Source organism: Roseomonas sp. KE0001, assembly GCF_016107285.1.
Lineage (GTDB): Bacteria > Pseudomonadota > Alphaproteobacteria > Acetobacterales > Acetobacteraceae > Pseudoroseomonas.
This window is the reverse complement of sequence record NZ_RCVQ01000011.1, coordinates 1-16,818: the sequence shown is the minus strand read 5'-3', so window position 1 is coordinate 16,818 and position 16,818 is coordinate 1. Positions and strand designations below refer to the sequence as shown.

16 protein-coding genes are annotated in these 16,818 nt (G+C 71.0%); 12 read left to right on the top strand and 4 right to left on the bottom strand.

All coding sequences use genetic code 11. The features are described from left to right. Positions 1–28: 28 nt before the first annotated feature. Both map and D9598_RS18075 read right to left on the bottom strand, forming a co-directional pair. Positions 29–835, bottom strand: a complete 807-nt coding sequence (gene map, locus D9598_RS18080; RefSeq protein WP_198367959.1) for a type I methionyl aminopeptidase — start codon at positions 833–835, stop codon at positions 29–31. Positions 836–915: 80 nt separating this feature from the next. Then, a complete protein-coding gene (locus D9598_RS18075) occupies positions 916–1,815 on the bottom strand; it encodes a methyltransferase domain-containing protein (protein ID WP_198367958.1) in 900 nt (299 codons plus the stop codon). 77 nt (positions 1,816–1,892) lie between these two features. Here D9598_RS18075 and D9598_RS18070 point away from each other — a divergent pair, with 77 nt between their 5' ends. The 3 genes from D9598_RS18070 to D9598_RS18060 all read left to right on the top strand — a co-directional run bounded on the left by D9598_RS18070 (position 1,893) and on the right by D9598_RS18060 (position 3,547). Further along, complete coding sequence (locus tag D9598_RS18070; protein WP_198367957.1) at positions 1,893–2,699, top strand: ComF family protein; 807 nt, start codon at positions 1,893–1,895, stop codon at positions 2,697–2,699. A gap of 74 nt (positions 2,700–2,773) precedes the next feature. Beyond that, entirely contained in the window at positions 2,774–3,034 is a 261-nt protein-coding gene (gene grxC / locus D9598_RS18065) for a glutaredoxin 3 (protein ID WP_198367956.1), read from the top strand. Positions 3,035–3,088: 54 nt separating this feature from the next. Beyond that, the gene (locus D9598_RS18060; protein WP_198367955.1) at positions 3,089–3,547 is read left to right on the top strand and encodes a DUF1178 family protein; all 459 of its coding nucleotides are present in this window, start codon (positions 3,089–3,091) and stop codon (positions 3,545–3,547) included. Between the two features lie 16 nt (positions 3,548–3,563). Here D9598_RS18060 and ubiG read toward each other — a convergent pair whose 3' ends face one another. Next, positions 3,564–4,304, bottom strand: coding sequence for a bifunctional 2-polyprenyl-6-hydroxyphenol methylase/3-demethylubiquinol 3-O-methyltransferase UbiG (ubiG, locus tag D9598_RS18055; RefSeq protein WP_232477419.1), 741 nt, complete (start codon positions 4,302–4,304; stop codon positions 3,564–3,566). Positions 4,305–4,455: 151 nt separating this feature from the next. On the opposite strand from ubiG, the gene D9598_RS18050 reads away from it, so the two are divergent. From D9598_RS18050 to D9598_RS18015, 8 genes are all read left to right on the top strand, one after another. Continuing rightward, positions 4,456–5,691, top strand: a complete 1,236-nt coding sequence (locus D9598_RS18050) for an aspartate kinase (RefSeq protein WP_198367953.1) — start codon at positions 4,456–4,458, stop codon at positions 5,689–5,691. Beyond that, complete coding sequence (locus D9598_RS18045; RefSeq protein WP_198367952.1) at positions 5,691–6,740, top strand: nitronate monooxygenase; 1,050 nt, start codon at positions 5,691–5,693, stop codon at positions 6,738–6,740. Before D9598_RS18050 ends, D9598_RS18045 begins: the two co-directional genes overlap by 1 nt. A gap of 167 nt (positions 6,741–6,907) precedes the next feature. Next, positions 6,908–7,909, top strand: a complete 1,002-nt coding sequence (locus D9598_RS18040; RefSeq protein WP_232477418.1) for a helix-turn-helix domain-containing protein — start codon at positions 6,908–6,910, stop codon at positions 7,907–7,909. Positions 7,910–7,985: 76 nt separating this feature from the next. Next, positions 7,986–9,110, top strand: a complete 1,125-nt coding sequence (gene ispG / locus D9598_RS18035; RefSeq protein ID WP_198367950.1) for a flavodoxin-dependent (E)-4-hydroxy-3-methylbut-2-enyl-diphosphate synthase — start codon at positions 7,986–7,988, stop codon at positions 9,108–9,110. 5 nt (positions 9,111–9,115) lie between these two features. Further along, positions 9,116–10,438 (top strand): histidine--tRNA ligase, encoded by a 1,323-nt coding sequence (hisS, locus tag D9598_RS18030; protein WP_198367949.1) that lies wholly within the window; start codon positions 9,116–9,118, stop codon positions 10,436–10,438. Next, the gene (gene prfA / locus D9598_RS18025; protein WP_198367948.1) at positions 10,435–11,502 is read left to right on the top strand and encodes a peptide chain release factor 1; all 1,068 of its coding nucleotides are present in this window, start codon (positions 10,435–10,437) and stop codon (positions 11,500–11,502) included. Before hisS ends, prfA begins: the two co-directional genes overlap by 4 nt. Beyond that, positions 11,495–12,364, top strand: coding sequence for a peptide chain release factor N(5)-glutamine methyltransferase (prmC, locus tag D9598_RS18020; RefSeq protein WP_198367947.1), 870 nt, complete (start codon positions 11,495–11,497; stop codon positions 12,362–12,364). The genes prfA and prmC overlap by 8 nt, the downstream gene beginning before the upstream one ends. A gap of 224 nt (positions 12,365–12,588) precedes the next feature. After that, positions 12,589–13,029 (top strand): DUF4167 domain-containing protein, encoded by a 441-nt coding sequence (locus D9598_RS18015; protein ID WP_198367946.1) that lies wholly within the window; start codon positions 12,589–12,591, stop codon positions 13,027–13,029. A 61-nt stretch (positions 13,030–13,090) separates the two neighbouring features. On the opposite strand, the gene D9598_RS18010 is transcribed toward D9598_RS18015, so the two are convergent. Beyond that, on the bottom strand, positions 13,091–13,852 hold the full coding sequence (locus D9598_RS18010; protein WP_198367945.1) for an MOSC domain-containing protein: 762 nt from the start codon (positions 13,850–13,852) through the stop codon (positions 13,091–13,093). Positions 13,853–13,992: 140 nt separating this feature from the next. Here D9598_RS18010 and clpB point away from each other — a divergent pair, with 140 nt between their 5' ends. Continuing rightward, positions 13,993–16,560, top strand: a complete 2,568-nt coding sequence (gene clpB / locus D9598_RS18005; RefSeq protein WP_198367944.1) for an ATP-dependent chaperone ClpB — start codon at positions 13,993–13,995, stop codon at positions 16,558–16,560. Positions 16,561–16,818 lie beyond the last annotated feature (258 nt).

Here is a 16,818-nt window from a genome sequence, read left to right as displayed (position 1 = left end):
GCGGAGCGCCTGGGGCTCCGCCCGCCGCTCAGACGGCGTAGGGCGGCTTGTCGAGCCCCGCCGGGGAAAAGGTGAAGACCTCGCAGCCGGTCTCGGTGACGCCCACCATGTGCTCGAACTGGGCGGAGAGGCTGCGGTCCCGCGTCACGGCGGTCCAGCCGTCATCGAGCACCTTCACCTCCGGGCGGCCGATGTTCACCATGGGCTCGATGGTGAAGAACATGCCGGGCTTCAGCACCGGCCCCTCGCCGGGGCGGCCGAAATGCAGCACGTTGGGCGAGGCGTGGAAGGTGCGGCCGATGCCGTGGCCGCAGAAATCCCGCACCACGCTGAAGCGGTTCTTCTCCACGTAGCTCTGGATCGCGTGGCCGATATCGCCAAGCCGGGCGCCGGGCTTCACCACCTTGATGCCGCGCAGCAGGCTCTCATAGGTCACATCCATCAGCAGCCGGGCCTTGGTGCTGGGCGTGCCGGCGACATACATGCGGCTCGTGTCGCCGTACCAGCCGTCGAGGATGACGGTGACGTCGATGTTCAGGATGTCGCCGTCCACCAGGACCCGGTCGCCCGGGATGCCATGGCAGACCACGTGGTTGAGCGAGATGCAGACCGACTTCGGATAGCCCCGGTAGCCGAGGCAGGCCGAGACCGCGCCGTTCTCCTGGATGAAGGCATCGCAGAGACGATCCAACTCGCCCGTGCTCACCCCCGGCCGGACATGCGGGGCGATCATGTCGAGCGTGGCCGCGGCCAACTGCCCCGCGCGCCGCATCCCTTCGAAATCCTCAGGCGCGTGCAGGGTGATCCGCCGCGCCTCTGCACCAGACTGTTCCATGACGGGGAAAAATGCGCGCCAACGGGCGGTGTTGCAAGCCATGCCTGCGCAGGGCTGCCACCGGCGGCAGGAATGCGCTCCTAGTTCCCGGGCCGCTCGCCGGTCCCGTGCTCGACCGTCCCCAGTGCATCGGCGAGGCGCAGGCCGGCGCTGCCGCGGGGGGCCGGGCGCGGCTGGTCCGGGCCGGGGGCCCAGCCGGTCAGGATCAGCATCTCCAGCGGCATGGCCAGGCCATCCGGGCCGGGGGTCAGCGCCGCCAGCGCCATGGGGAACAGCGCGCGGGGCGGAACGCGCGGGTCGCGCGCCAGGACCGCATTGCCCTCTCCGGCGGCGCGGAGATCCCGCAGCAGCGCGAGCGGGCTGCGGTAGCGCAGGTCCAGCCGGTCCCGGTCGGCGACCGGCATGGCGAAGCCGGCCCGTTGCAGCAGCGCAGCACCATCGCGCAGCTCCGGGAAGGGCGAGACGCGCGGGCTGAGACCGCCGCGCAGCTCGCTCTCGGCGCGGGCCAGGGCCTCGCGCAGCGGCTGCAGGGTGCCGAGCGCCGGCAGGCTGGCCAGGAACAGGCCATCCGGCGCCATGGCGCGGCGGAGCTGCAGCAGGGCGCCCGGCAGATCGTTCACCCAGTGCAGGGAGAGGTTGGCCAGGACCAGGTCGAAGCTGCCGGGTGCGAAGGGCAGCCACTCCTCATCCCCGGCCAGGGGCAGGATGCCCTCCTCCGGTCCCGGCCGGCACGCCATGGCGGCGGAGAGATCCATCGACACCACCTGCCCGATGCCGCGCGCGCGCAGCGCGGGAGCCACCACGCCACGGCCGCCGAGGTCGAGCGCCCGGTGAAAGCGGCGCGTGGTGTCGTCCAGCCGATCCAGCAACAGGGCCGCCGCCGCCTCCAGGATGGGGGCGACAGCGCCGATCCCGCCCGCCGCGCGGTCCCGCCGGCGGCGCACCAGAGCCCGATCGAAAACCTGCATCGCATCCGCCATGCCGGGCAGATGCCCTCGGGAGCGGCGACGTGCAAGGCGGCTTGTGCGCGATCGGGATGCAGGCCTAATCTCACGAAATGGTGAATACGCTTCGCCGCTGGGTCGCGCCCGCCTGTTCCACCGGTCTGCGCCGCCTGGGCGCCGCCGCGATCGACCTGCTGCTCCCGCCCCGCTGCATGGCCTGCGCCGAGCCGGTGCTCGACCACGACACGCTCTGCACCGCCTGCTTCCGCGCCACGACGCTGATCAACTCGCCCTGTTGCGACCGTTGCGGTCTGCCCTTCCAGCATGACGGCCAGGGCCTGCCAGCGGCGGAAGGGGAGGGGCTCGCCTGCGCGCAGTGCCTGGTGCGCCCACCGGATTACGGCCGTGCCCGTGCGGCTCTTCTTTATGACGAGGGCTCCCGGCGGCTCATCCTGCCCCTGAAATATGGCGACCGCACCGAACTGGCCGGCCTGCTGGCGCGGCAGATGGTGCGGGCCGGGCGGGAGCTGCTGGCGGAGGCGGAGCTGATCCTCCCGGTGCCGCTGCACCGCAGCCGCCTGCTGACGCGACGCTACAACCAGGCGGCGCTGCTGGCACGCCGCCTGTCGCGCCTCTCCGGCCGGCCCTGGGCGCCGGATCTGCTGCTCCGCGCCCGGCGCACGCCGCCGCTGGCCGATTTCGGCGCGGCGCAGCGCGCCCTGGTGCTGGAAGGGGCCTTTACCCTCGCGGCCGGGGCGGCACGGCGGATCGAGGGCCGCCGACTGCTGCTGGTGGATGACGTGCTGACCTCCGGCGCGACGGTGGGGGGCTGCACGCGGCTGCTGCTGGCCGCCGGCGCCGCCTCGGTGGATGTGCTGGCGGCGGCGCGCACCGCGGCGCCCCGCGCGGCGGGGCAGTGACAGCCCGTGCTCCAGTGTGGCCACGGGTGTGAAACGCCCTTGACCGTCGCCTGGAGCGAGACGATCTGTGCTGCATGGCCCAGGTCGAAATCTACACCACCGCCTTCTGCCCCTACTGCTCCCGCGCCAAGCTGCTGCTGGGCCGCAAGGGCGTCGATTTCCGGGAATACGATTCCCCGCACGGCTCGGCGGAGCGGCAGGAAGCCATCCGGCGCTCCGGCGGCCGCAGCACGGTGCCGCAGATCTTCATCGACGGCGAGGCGATCGGCGGTTGCGACGATCTTTTCGCGCTGGACCGTACCGGCAAGCTCGATGCCATGCTGCAGGGCGGCTGAGGCCGGTCCCGGCGGCAGCCGCCCCTTCCTCCCCGTCATTGGCTTGGCGAAGGCATGATCCACTATCAGCTGCGCTGCGATCAGGACCACGGTTTCGATGGCTGGTACAAGGACAGCCAGGCCTACGAGAAGCTTGCCCGCGGCGGGCTGATCGAATGCCCTGTCTGCGGCGGCACCAGGGTCGCGCGCGCCCTGATGGCGCCCGCCATCGGCAAGGGGCAGGTGGCCGAGCCAGCGCCTCCGCCCCCCGTGGCTCCCAAGGCCGGCGCGCCCGCCGTGGCCGGGCCCATGCCTGCGCAGATGCTCGCCCTGCTGCAGAGGATGCGCGCCGAGGTGGAGCGGCACTGCGAGGACGTCGGCGCCGATTTCGCGGAGGAGGCGCGCCGGATGCACCGGGGCGAAAGCGACCATCGCGGCATCTACGGCGAGACCTCGGACGCCGAGGCCGAGGCCCTGCGGGACGAGGGCATCGAGATCGCGCGGCTCCCCTGGGTGCCGCGCGCGGACGGCTGAGGCCCCCGGCGCCGCGCTAGTCCCGGCGCATCGCCACGATGTAGTTGACCGAGACGTCCCGGCTCTCCCGCCATTCCTGACGCGGAAGGCCGGGCACCATGCCGGCGATGTCGGTGGTCCGCAGGCCGGCCCGGCGGGCCTCGGCGCCTAGCTCGGCCGGCGTCACGAACATCCGCCAGTCATGCGTGCCGCGCGGCAGCAGGCGCAGCAGGTACTCGGCCCCCAGCTTGGCGAAGAGAAAGGCTTTCGGCGTGCGGTTCAGGGTGGAGAGGAAGACCATGCCGCCCGGCCTGGTCACCGCCGCCAGGGCCGCCAGGAAGGCCGGGCGATCGGCCACATGCTCGATCACCTCCAGCGCCACCACGGCATCGAAACGCCGCTCCTCGGCGGCGAGATCCTCCGGCAGGCCCTGGCGGTAGTCGATGGAGAGCCCGCCCGCCGCCGCATGGGCGCGGGCCGCGGCCAGCGCCTCGCCGGCGGCGTCCAGGCCGGTCACCGCCGCGCCCTTCCGCGCCAGCCCCTCGCTGGCCAGCCCGGCGCCGCAGCCGACATCCAGGATGGCCAGGCCGGAGAGATCCTCGCCGGCGCGCCCGGTCGCGGCGGCCAGGCGGCGGGCGATCCAGCCGCAGCGCAGCGGATTCATCCGGTGCAGCGGCGCCATCGGCCCCGCCGGGTCCCACCAGCGCGTCGCCAGGGCGTCGAACTTGGCGATCTCGCCGGCCATGGCGGTATTGCTGGCGGTATTGCTGGCGGGCATGGCGGGGCCTCCGGGCATGGCGCCGGCGCGGCGGCGGCCTGCGGTTGCAGGTTGCGGCGGGGCGCGGCCTTGGTTATCTGTCCCAGCCCTTCGCCGGCTGCAACCGTGGCCGGCCCCCGAAGCCCCACCGGAAGCGATCCTTCAGACCCGCATGGCCCGTATCGTGATGAAGTTCGGCGGCACCTCCGTCGCCGATCTGGACCGTATCCGCAACGTCGCCAACCGGGTCAAGCGCGAGGTCGACGCCGGGAACGAGGTCGCCGTCGTCGTGTCCGCCATGTCCGGCGTCACCAATCAGCTGGTGAAATGGTGCCAGGAGCTCTCGCCGCTGCATGACGCGCGGGAGTATGACACGGTGGTGGCCACCGGCGAGCAGGTGACGATCGGCCTGCTGGCCATCGCGCTCCAGACCATCGGCGTCGATGCCCGCTCCTGGCAGGGCTGGCAGATCCCCATCCGCACGGACGCCGCGCACGGCAAGGCGCGGGTCGAGGAGATCGAGGGCGCCGTCCTGATCGAGCGGATGCGGATGGGCCAGGTGCCCGTGGTCGCCGGCTTCCAGGGCGTCGGGCCGGACAATCGCGTGACCACGCTGGGGCGCGGCGGGTCGGATCTCTCCGCCGTCGCCGTCGCCGCCGCGGTGAAGGCCGACCGCTGCGACATCTACACCGATGTCGACGGGATCTACACCACCGACCCGCGCATCGTGCCGCGCGCGCGCAAGCTGCCGGCGGTGGCCTATGAGGAGATGCTGGAGCTGGCCTCGGTCGGCGCCAAGGTGTTGCAGACCCGCTCGGTCGAGCTGGCGATGAAGCAGCGGGTGCGGGTGCAGGTGCTGTCCTCCTTCGAGGACAAGCCGGGCGAGCCCCTCCCTGGTTCTCTGGTCGTGGATGAGGATGAGATCGTGGAACAGCCGCTGGTGACGGGTGTCGCCTATTCCCGCGACGAGGCCAAGGTGACGCTGCGCCGGGTGCCGGACAAGCCGGGCGTCGCCGCCGAGGTCTTCGTGCCGCTCTCGGCCGCCAATGTGAATGTCGACATGATCGTCCAGAACCTGGGCGCGGACGGCACCACCGACATGACCTTCACCGTCGGCAAGACCGATCTGCCGCGCGCCAAGGACGTACTGGAGAAGGCGCGCGCCACCATCGGCTTCGAGGCCATGCTGACCGATCCGGATGTCGCCAAGATCAGCATCGTCGGCATCGGCATGCGCTCCCATGCCGGCGTCGCGGCGACGATGTTCAAGGCGCTGTCGGAGAAGGGCATCAACATCCAGGTCATCTCGACCTCGGAGATCAAGACCAGCGTGCTGGTCGGCGCCGAGTACACCGAGCTGGCCGTGCGGGCCCTGCACACCGCCTACGGCCTGGACGCCGAGGGCTGATGGCCCTCCAGGAGCAGGCCGGTTCCGCCGCGGTGCGGCCCGGTTCCGTCGAGGCGTTGATGGCGCGCGGCGCGGCCTTCCTCGGCTCGCGCCACGCCATCCTCGGCGGCGCCATGAGCTGGGTCAGCGAGCGCAACCTGGTCGCCGCCCTGTCGAATGCGGGGGCCTTCGGCGTCATCGCCTGCGGGGCCATGATGCCCGAGCGGCTGGCCGAGGAGATCGCCGCCACCCAGGCCCTGACCGACCGGCCCTTCGGCGTCAACCTGATCACCATGCATCCGAACCTGATGGAGCTGGTGCAGGTCTGCCTGGACGCGAAGGTCGGCCATGTCGTCTTCGCCGGCGGCATTCCCCCGGGCCCGGCCATCAAGGCCGCGAAGGAAGGCGGCGCGAAGGTGATCTGCTTCGCCCCGGCCCTGGCCCTGGCGAAGAAGCTGGTCCGCTCCGGCGCCGATGCCCTGGTCATCGAGGGCTCCGAGGCCGGCGGGCATATCGGCCCGGTCAGCCTGACCGTGCTGGCGCAGGAGATCCTGCCGCACATCCGCGACGTGCCGGTTTTCGTGGCCGGCGGCATCGGCCGGGGCGAGGCCATCCTGTCCTATCTGGAGATGGGCGCGGCCGGCGTGCAGATCGGCACCCGCTTCGTCTGCGCCACCGAGAGCATCGCGCATCCGAACTTCAAGCGGGCCTTCCTGCGCGGCGCCGCGCGGGACGCCATGCCCACCGTGCAGCTGGACGACGCCTTTCCGGTCATTCCTGTCCGCGCCCTGCAGAATGACGGGACCAAGCGCTTCCTGGCGCATCAGGCCGAGGTGATCCGGCGCTACAAGGGGGGGGAGCTGACGCGGGAGGCCGCCCAGCTCGACATCGAGCACTTCTGGGCCGGCGCCCTGCGCCGGGCGGTGATCGACGGCGACGTCGAGAACGGCTCCCTCATGGCCGGCCAGAGCGTGGGCATGGTGACGCGGGAGCAGCCGGTGGCCGAGATCATCGGCGAGCTGCTCGATCAGGCGGAAGCGGCCGTGGCGGCGCGCGCCGCGGGCCACTAAGTCTCCGCGGAGCCGCCGCGGGCGCGGGTCCGCATGGCTTGAGGTTGCGGCCACCGCCAAGACATGGCCTCATGCGTGTATGCGGAATCGCCTTTCCGCCCAGCGCTGAGGTCATTCGTCCCGTGCTTCAGGACAGCAAGCGGCAGACCCGGATGGAAGCCTCCGGCATGGAGGCGGCTCGCGTTGGCCAGGCGCTGCGCGAGGCCCGGATGTCGCTCGGCCTCAGCCTGGAGGACATGTCCCAGAGGCTGCGCATCAACATGCGCTACATGGCGGCGCTGGAGGAGGGACGGCCCGAGGATCTGCCCGGCACCGCCTACGGCGCCGGCTTCGTGCGCAGCTATGCGGAGGCCATGGGCCTGGACGCGCCGGATCTGGTGCGCCGCTTCCGGGAGGCGGCCGGAGCGCCGCAGCAGGGTCGCGAGCTGATCTTCCCCGAGCCGGTCCCGGACCGCGGCGTCCCGACCGGCCTCCTGATCCTGCTGGGCGCGCTGCTGGCCGGTGGTGGCTACTTCGCCTGGTATCAATGGAGCGGCGCCGGCCTCCGGACGGTGGATGCCGTCCCCGACCTGCCGCCGCGCCTCGAGGAGACGGCGCGGCAGGCGGGACAGCCGCCGCTGCCTCGCCCCCAGGTGCCGCCGGGCGGCGGGGGCGTAGCCCCGGCGCCTTCCGCCCCGCCGCTCGCCGCCGCGCCCCCCGTCTCCGTGCCGCCGCTCGCCGTGGCGCCGGTCGCGCCGCCCCCTCAGGGCGCGCCGGCCGTCCCCTCCGGCGCCCCGCCCGCCGAGCCGCCGGCCGCGCCCGCGCCGCCGGCGCCTATCGGGGCTCCCGCCGGGGCTCCCGCCGGACCGGCCGCGGGCGCCGAGACGCGCGCCACCCCGGCGCCCAATGCCGTGGTGTTGAGAGCGGAGCAGGAGTGCTGGGTGCAGATCCGCGATCCCCGCTCGGGCCGCATCCTGCTGAGCCGCCTGCTGCAGCCGGGGGAGACCTTCGAGGTGCCGCCCGAGCCCCCCGGCCTGCTGCTCAACACCGGCCGCATCGAGGCGCTGGCCATCCAGGTCGGCGGCGTCGCCTCGGCCGCGACCCAGGGGCTGACCGGCGTCCGGCGCGATGTCGCGCTGGATGCGGAGCGCCTCCGCGCGGCGCCGCCGGGGCAGCTTCCCTTCCGCTGAATTCCGGTTATCGCTTGGCCACCGGCCGGCATGCTGCCATATCGGCGGCATGCCGAAGCGGGAGGCCTGACCGCCAATGTCCTATCGTCCCTATCAGCAGATCCAGCGCCGCAAGTCCCGCCAGATCTGGGTCGGCAAGGTGCCGGTGGGCGGGGATGCGCCCGTCTCCGTCCAGACCATGACCAATACGCCGACCGAGGATGCCGAGGCGACCATCGCCCAGATCCGCCGGGCCGAACTGGCCGGAGTCGACATCGTCCGCGTCTCCTGCCCCACGGAGGAGGCGACGGCGGCGTTGAAGGAGATCGCGCACGAGGTGAACGTGCCGATCGTGGCCGACATCCACTTCCATTACCGGCGGGCCATCGAGGCCGCCGAGGCCGGCGCCGCCTGCCTGCGCATCAACCCGGGCAATATCGGCAGCAAGGAGCGGGTGAAGGAGGTCGTGAAGGCCGCCCGCGACCACGGCTGCTCGATCCGCATCGGCGTCAATGCCGGCAGCCTCGAGAAGCATCTCCTGGAGAAGTATGGCGAGCCCAATCCGGAGGCGCTGGTGGAAAGCGCGCTCTGGCACGCCGCGCACCTGCAGGAGCTGGACTTCCACGAGTTCAAGATCAGCGTGAAGGCCTCGGACGTGTTCCTGGCCGTCGCCGCCTACCAGCAGCTGGCGGAGGCCTGCGACCACCCGCTGCACATCGGCATCACCGAGGCGGGCGGCAAGCGCACCGGCACGGTGAAGTCCTCGATCGGCCTGGGCTCGCTGCTCTGGGCCGGCATCGGCGACACGCTGCGCGTCTCGCTCTCCGCCGAGCCGGAGGAGGAGGTGCATGTCGGCTGGGATATCCTGAAGTCGCTCGGCATCCGGCATCGCGGGGTGAAGATCATCTCCTGCCCGTCCTGCGCGCGGCAGGGCTTCAACGTCATCCGGACGGTGGAGGCCCTGGAGGAGCGGCTGGCGCATATCGAGACGCCCCTGACGCTCTCCATCATCGGCTGCGTCGTCAACGGGCCGGGCGAGGCGCTGATGACCGATCTCGGCGTCACGGGCGGTGGCGCCGGCCGCCATATGGTCTATAGCGCCGGCCGGACCGATCATACCGTGGAGGATGCGCGGATGGTCGACCACATCGTGGAACTGGTCGAGAGGAAGGCCGCCGAGATCCAGGCGGCGGAGGCTCTGGCCAAGCAGGCGGCGGAGTAAGCACCTTGAGCGGCATGCAGCCGGTTCGCGGCACCAGGGACCTGATCGGCGAAACCTTCCGCCGCCACCACCACATCGTCGAGACGGCGCGCCACGTCAGTGGCCTCTACGGCTTCGAGGAATGGGCGACGCCGATCTTCGAGGACACGGCGGTGTTCGCCCGGTCCCTGGGCGACACCTCCGACGTGGTGAGCAAGGAGATGTACACCTTCCAGGATCGCGGCGGCGATTCCATCACGCTGCGGCCCGAGGCCACGGCCGGCATCTGCCGCGCGCTGGTCTCCAATGGGCTGACCCAGGGCGGCCTGCCGCGCAAGGTGTTCTACACCGGCCCGATGTTCCGCTACGAGCGGCCGCAGAAGGGTCGCTTCCGGCAGTTCCACCAGATCGACGTCGAGGTGCTCGGCGCCGCCGAGCCGCTGGCCGACGCCGAGGTGATCGCCATGGGCTGGCAGTTGCTCCAGCAGCTGGGCATCGATGACGGCGTGGTGCTGGAGATCAACACGCTGGGCGACACGCCGAGCCGCGATGCCTATCGCGCCGCCCTGGTCGCCTATTTCCGGGCCTATGCCGGGCAGCTCTCCGCCGACAGCCAGGCGCGGCTCGAGAAGAACCCGATGCGCATCCTGGACAGCAAGGATGAGGGTGACAAGAAGCTGGTCGCGGCCGCGCCGACCATCGATGCGCATCTGACGCCCGAGGCGAAGTCCTTCTTCGACAAGGTTCTGTCCTATCTGGACCTGTTCGGCGTGCCCTACCGCCGAAACCCGCGGATCGTGCGCGGGCTGGATTACTACAGCCACACCGCCTTCGAGTTCGTCACCGATCGCCTGGGCGCCCAGGGCACCGTGATGGGCGGCGGCCGTTACGAGGGGCTGGTCAGCGAGATGGGCGGGCCGCCCACGCCCTCGGTCGGCTGGGCGGCGGGGGTCGAGCGGCTGGCCGAGCTTCTGGCGGAATCGCCGGAGCCGACGCGGCCCGTCGCCATCCTGCCGGTCAGCGAGGCGGAGGAGGCGCCGGCCATCGAGCTGCTGCAGATGCTGCGCGCCTCCGGCGTCCCGGCCGAGATCGCCTACAAGGGCAATCTCAAGCGGCGCATGGAGCGGGCCAACAGGATCGGCTCCCAGGCGGCGGTGATCCTGGGCGAGAGCGAGGTGGCGGAGGGCGTCGTGCAGGTGCGCAACCTTGCGGACGGGTCGCAGGAGCGGGTTGGCACGGCGGGGCTGCTCTCGGCCCTCGCCGCCGCGGGCGTGGTCGATGCCATGCTTGAGCAGGTGGTGGAGGGGCTGGAACTCGCCGCCGAGGATGACGAGCCGGGCGAGGAATGAGCGGCGGCAGCACGCTCGCCGGCAAGCTCGATCGCCTGCTGTACCGGGCCGACGAGATCCGCGCCCTGCTGGAGACGGCGGAGGGCACGCAGATCGGCGCCCTGGCCAGGGAGCTTTCCGAGCTGGAGCCGGTGGTCGCCAAGGTGCGGGCGCTGCGCGCCGCCGAACAGGCGCGGGACGAGGCCGAGCAGCTCCTGGCCGATCCCGAGATGCGCGAGCTGGCGGAGGCCGAGTTCTACAGCCAGCGCGACGCCGTGCCGGCGCTGGAGCGGGAGATCCGCCTGCTGCTGCTGCCGCGCGACGCCGCCGACGCCGGCAGCGCCATCCTGGAGATCCGCCCCGCCGCGGGCGGCGATGAGGCCGGCCTCTTCGCCGCCGAGCTCTTCGCCGCCTATCAGCGCTATGCCGCCCAGCGCGGCTGGCGGTTCGGCGTGCTGGAATACGACGAGTCCGAGCTGGGCGGCATCCGGGGCGCGGTGGCCGAGGTCGAGGGCCAGGGGGTCTTCGCCCGCCTGAAGTTCGAGAGCGGGGTGCACCGCGTGCAGCGCGTTCCCTCCACCGAGACGCAGGGCCGCATCCACACCTCGACCGTGACCGTGGCCGTCCTGCCGGAGCCGGCCGAGGTGGATGTGCAGGTCAACGAGTCCGATCTGCGCATCGACACCTACCGTGCCTCTGGCGCCGGGGGGCAGCACGTGAACAAGACGGACAGCGCCGTCCGCATCACCCATCTGCCGACCGGCACGGTGGTGGCGATGCAGGAGGAGCGCAGCCAGCACAAGAACCGCGCCAAGGCGATGAAGGTGCTCCGCGCCCGGCTCTACGAGCAGCAGCGCTCGGCGGCGGACAGCGCCCGCTCCTCCGACCGCCGCTCCCAGGTCGGCACCGGCGACCGCTCCGAGCGCATCCGCACCTACAACTTCCCCCAGGGCCGCGTCACCGACCACCGTATCGGGCTGACGCTGCACAAGATCGACCGCGTGATGCAGGGCGAGTTCGATGACATCATCGACGCGCTGACCGCCGAGGACGAGGCGGCGCGGCTGGCGGCGGCGGATGTCTGACGGCGGCTGCGCCGATCCCGCGGGGTCGGTCGGCGCCTTCCTCTGCCGCGCCGGCCAGCATCTTCGCGCCGCCGCCATCGAGAATCCCAGGCTGGAAGCCCGCCTCCTGCTGGGCGAAGCCATGGGCCGGGAGCCGGCCGCGCTGCTCGGCATGGCTCGCGCCCCGGTGCCGCCGGCGGCGGCCGGCCGCTTCGCGGCCATGCTGCGGCGGCGCCTGACACGCGAGCCGATGGCCTTCATCCTGGGCCACCAGGGCTTCTGGAGCCTCGACCTCGAGGTGTCTCCGGACACCTTGATCCCCCGCGCCGACTCCGAGGCGGTGGTCGAGGCCGCCCTGGCCGCGATGCCGGCCGGCGCTCATCGCGTGCTGGACCTCGGGACCGGGACGGGCTGCCTGCTCCTGGCCGTCCTGTCCGAATGGCCCCTGGCCTTCGGCGTCGGCGTGGACCTTTCGCCGGGGGCGGCGGCGCTGGCGGCCCGCAATGCCGCCCGCAACCGGCTGGCGGACCGCGCCGCCTTCCTGGCCGGCGACTGGGCGGCATCGCTGAGGGGCGGGTTCGACCTGGTGCTGTCGAACCCGCCCTATATCGAGAGCGGGGCGCTGGCCGCCCTGATGCCCGAGGTGGCCCAACATGAGCCGCCACGCGCGCTGGATGGCGGCGCGGACGGGCTGGAGGCCTACAGGAGCCTGACCGGCGCGTTGCCGGCCCTGCTCTCACCGCAAGGCTGCGCCGTGCTGGAGTTGGGGCAAGGCCAGGCCAGGCCGGTTTCCACCCTGGCGGAAAGGGCGGGGCTTGCGATTCGCGACATCAGAACCGATCTCTCGGGCATCGAGCGTGCCCTGGTTCTGGCCAGACGGTGAAAAAACCGTTTGGCTGCGCTGCGGTGCGCGGCTAGGGTGCCGAGGCGGCCCCGGGCGGTTGAGTCCCCCGGCTGGACCCGCCGGGATGATCTGGCATGGCAGACTGGCCATGCCCTTCTCCGGCGCCGCAGCGATGCAACACCATCAGCAAGCCCCGCGGTGTGCTTGTCCCTTTGGACAGATGCGCTGCATGGCGCGAGCATGAGACGGCGAACGCAACACCGATGAATATGAAACGCATGCGCGGCCGTGGCGGCCATCGCCATGGTGGCGGCGGCAGCGGCGGGGGCGGACAGTTCCGCCAGCCCAGCCATCAGCCGATGAACCGCAACCATGTCTTCGACTCCAGCGGTCCGGACATGCGGCTGCGTGGCACGGCGCAGCAGCTTTTTGAGAAGTACCTTCAGCTCGGCCGGGACGCGACCGGCTCCGGTGACCGGGTCATGGCCGAGAGCTATTTCCAGCACGCCGAGCATTATTTCCGCATTCTCAACGCCATGGCCCAGGCGGCCGCCGCGGCCCAGCAGGGCCAGCCTCGCCGGGCTTCGAATGGCGAGGGCAGCGAAGGCGGTGAGGGGGAGGGCGAGATGAACGGCCACTCCCAGTCCGGCTTCGGAGGCGACTCCGATGCCAGCGACGCCGATCAGCGCGAGACCATCCAGTAGGCCGGAGCCCGTCGTCCGGGGCCGGGCGGTGTGACCGCCGGCCTCGCCGGCCGGGGCCGCTTCAGGCGTCGAGGGGTGCCTCCAGGGAGTCTCCCAGCGCGACGCGTCCGCCTTCCAGCACGCGGGCATGGACGCCGAGATCGGCATGGCCGAAGTGCTGGCGCAGCAGGCGCGGGATGTCCAGGTCGCGTTCGCCGGTCCGCAGGTTCACCTGCGTGGCCGGGCAGCGCACCGTTCGCTTGAACACCTGCAGCCGCGCGCCGCCCACCAGGATTTCCCGGTCCACCCAGTCGAACTCCGCCCAGGCCGGCAGGCCGGTGAAATAGAGATTGGCCCGGAACCTGAGCAGGTCGAGCTTCTGCCCGATGGCGGCCTCCAGGGCTTCCAGGCTGGCCATGTTGATCAGCGAGATGCCCTTGGTCTTCTGGTCGGTGAAGTTGTGCGCCGACGCCTCCGTGAAGTAGGGGTTGCCTCGCGCCTCATCGGCCATGTAGCGGCTGAGCAGCGCGGCGATGCTGGCGCGCCCCTCGGGGCTGCGCGTATCCGCCAGCAGCGGCGCCGCGCCCGGAACGGAAAGCGAGAGCTGCCCGCTACGCCCGTCATAGGCGGAGGCGACGAGCGCCAGGCGGGCATTGACCATGAGGCAGGCGAAGTTCTGCTTGGGCAGGAAGCGCGGTGCGGCCGGGTCGAAGGGCGCGTCGCCCTGCACCAGGGCGAATTGCCGGTCATGGGCGATGCATTCCCCCTCCCGGAGCTCCACCTGCTCCAGCGCCTCGGCCGAAAGACCCTTCACCGGATAGCGGTAGAGATGCTCGACACGCATCGGTTCAGCTCCTGCTTTTTTGGCGCCAACCCCTTGAAGGCGCGTCGCTTCCCTTACCACATCCCGGACAGGATGCCGCACCGGGTGTTGCCTTGCGGGACACCGGGCGACGGTTGCCTCATGTGGAGGGACCAGATTCTATGGACATTGAGAAGTTCACCGAGCGCGCCCGGGGCTTTCTGCAGGCCGCACAGACCATCGCCATCCGTGAGTACCATCAGCGCATCACGCCTGAGCATCTGCTGAAGGCGCTGCTCGACGACGAGCAGGGCGCCGCGGCCGGGCTGATCCGCGCCGCTGGCGCCGATCCGAAGCCGGTTCAGACGGCGGTGCAGCAGGAGCTGGACCGGCTTCCGCGCGTCGAAGGGGCGGGCGCCGGGCAGCCGCAGTTCACGCCCGATATCGTCCGCGTTCTCGACGCCGCGCAGCAGCAGGCCGGAAAGGCGGGCGACGCCTATGTGGCCCAGGACCGGCTGCTGACCGCGCTGGCGGCCAGCAACACCCCGTCGGGCAAGGCGCTGATCGCCGCCGGCGCCACGGCGCAGAAGCTGGATGCCGCCATCGCCACCATCCGCAAGGGCCGGACTGTGGATAGCGCCAGCGCAGAGCAGAGCTTCGACGCGCTGAAGAAGTATGCCCGCGACCTGACCGCCGCCGCGCGCGAGGGCAAGCTCGATCCGGTGATCGGCCGCGACGAGGAGATCCGCCGCGCCATCCAGGTGCTGGCCCGGCGCACCAAGAACAATCCGGTGCTGATCGGTGAGCCGGGTGTCGGCAAGACGGCCATCGTCGAGGGCCTGGCGCTTCGCATCGTCAATGGCGACGTGCCGGAGGCGCTGCGCAACAAGCGCGTCCTGGCGCTCGACCTCGGTGCCATGGTGGCTGGCGCCAAGTATCGCGGCGAGTTCGAGGAGCGGCTGAAGGGCGTGCTGTCCGAGGTGGAGAGCGCGGCGGGCGAGATCGTCCTCTTCATCGACGAGATGCACACGCTGATGGGGGCGGGCAAGGCCGATGGCGCGATGGACGCGGCCAATCTGCTGAAGCCGGCCCTGGCCCGGGGCGAGCTGCACTGCATCGGCGCCACCACGCTCGACGAGTATCGCAAGCACGTGGAGAAGGACGCCGCCCTGGCGCGGCGCTTCCAGCCGGTTTTCGTCGGCGAGCCGACGGTGGAGGACACCATCTCCATCCTGCGCGGCATCAAGGAGAAGTACGAGCTGCACCACGGTGTGCGGATCGCCGACAGCGCCCTGGTGGCGGCGGCGACCCTGTCCAACCGCTACATCACCGACCGCTTCCTGCCCGACAAGGCCATCGACCTGGTGGACGAGGCGGCATCCCGCCTGCGCATGCAGGTGGACAGCAAGCCGGAGGAGCTGGACGAGGTCGACCGGCGGCTGATGATGCTCAAGATCGAGCGCGAGGCACTGAAGAAGGAGGACGACGCGGCCAGTCGCGATCGCCTGGGCAAGCTGGAGCGCGAGATCTCCGATCTGGAGGAGCGGTCCGATGCCATGGCGGCGTCCTGGCAGGCGGAGAAGGACAAGCTGAACTCGGCCCAGAAGGCCAAGGAGGAGCTGGACCGCGCCCGCACCGAGGTGGAGGTGGCGCAGCGCAAGGGCGACTATGCCCGCGCCGGCGAACTGACCTACAGCGTCATTCCCCGACTGGAGCGGCAGATCGCCGAGGCCGGAGGCGAGGGCGGCAAGCTGGTCAACGAGGCGGTGACCGAGGAGGGCATCGCCGCGGTGGTCAGCCGCTGGACCGGGATCCCCGTCGAGAAGATGCTGGAGGGCGAGCGCGCCAAGCTGCTGCGCATGGAGGACTCGCTCCGGCAGCGCGTGGTGGGGCAGGAGGAGGCCCTGGAGGCGGTTTCCAAGGCGGTGCGCCGTGCTCGCGCCGGCCTGCAGGATCCGAACCGGCCGATCGGCAGCTTCCTCTTCCTGGGCCCGACCGGTGTCGGCAAGACCGAGCTGACCAAGGCCATAGCCAGCTTTCTCTTCGACGACGAGAAGGCGCTGCTGCGGATCGACATGTCCGAGTACATGGAGAAGCACGCGGTCAGTCGCCTGATCGGCGCGCCTCCGGGCTACGTCGGCTATGAGGAGGGCGGCGCGCTCACCGAGGCGGTTCGCCGGCGGCCTTATCAGGTGATCCTTTTCGACGAGGTCGAGAAGGCGCACGAGGACGTGTTCAACGTCCTGCTGCAGGTGCTGGATGATGGGCGGCTGACGGACGGGCAGGGGCGGACGGTCGACTTCCGCAACACCCTCATCGTGCTGACCAGCAATCTCGGCTCCGAGATCCTGGCCGCGCAGCCGGAAGGGGAGGATGTCGATCTGGTCCGCGGGCAGGTCATGAATGTCGTCCGTGGCCGGTTCCGCCCCGAGTTCCTGAACCGGCTGGACGAGATCGTGCTGTTCCGCCGTCTGGCGCGGAACGACATGGGCGCCATTGTCCAGATCCAGCTGGGCCGGCTGCGCAAGCTGCTGGAGGATCGGAAGATCACCCTGGAGCTGGATCCGGCCGCGACGGAATGGCTGGCCGAGGCGGGCTATGACCCGGTCTATGGTGCCCGACCGCTGAAGCGGGTCATCCAGCGCAACCTGCAGGACCGCCTGGCCGGCATGCTGTTGGAGGGCAACGTGTCCGACGGTGCGACCATCCATGTGACCGCCGGGCCCGAAGGCCTTGATCTGAGGGTCTGAACTCCCCTGGGATCCAGGCTGAGAAGATTTTTGTGAAATCCCTTTGACAGGCGCGGGAGGCGGGGATAAAAGCCGCCTCCCGACGCTGAGGCCACTTCGAGAGAATGGCCGAAGCCGAGGGAAGCGGCGAAAATTAAGCCGGACAGGGTGTTGACCGGCGAAGAAAACTTCGCTAGATACCGCACCCCGCCGACGAGGTCTTCGACGGTGAAGCCAAGACAGTATCACTTACCGAGCAATCGGCGTGACGGTCAAGGC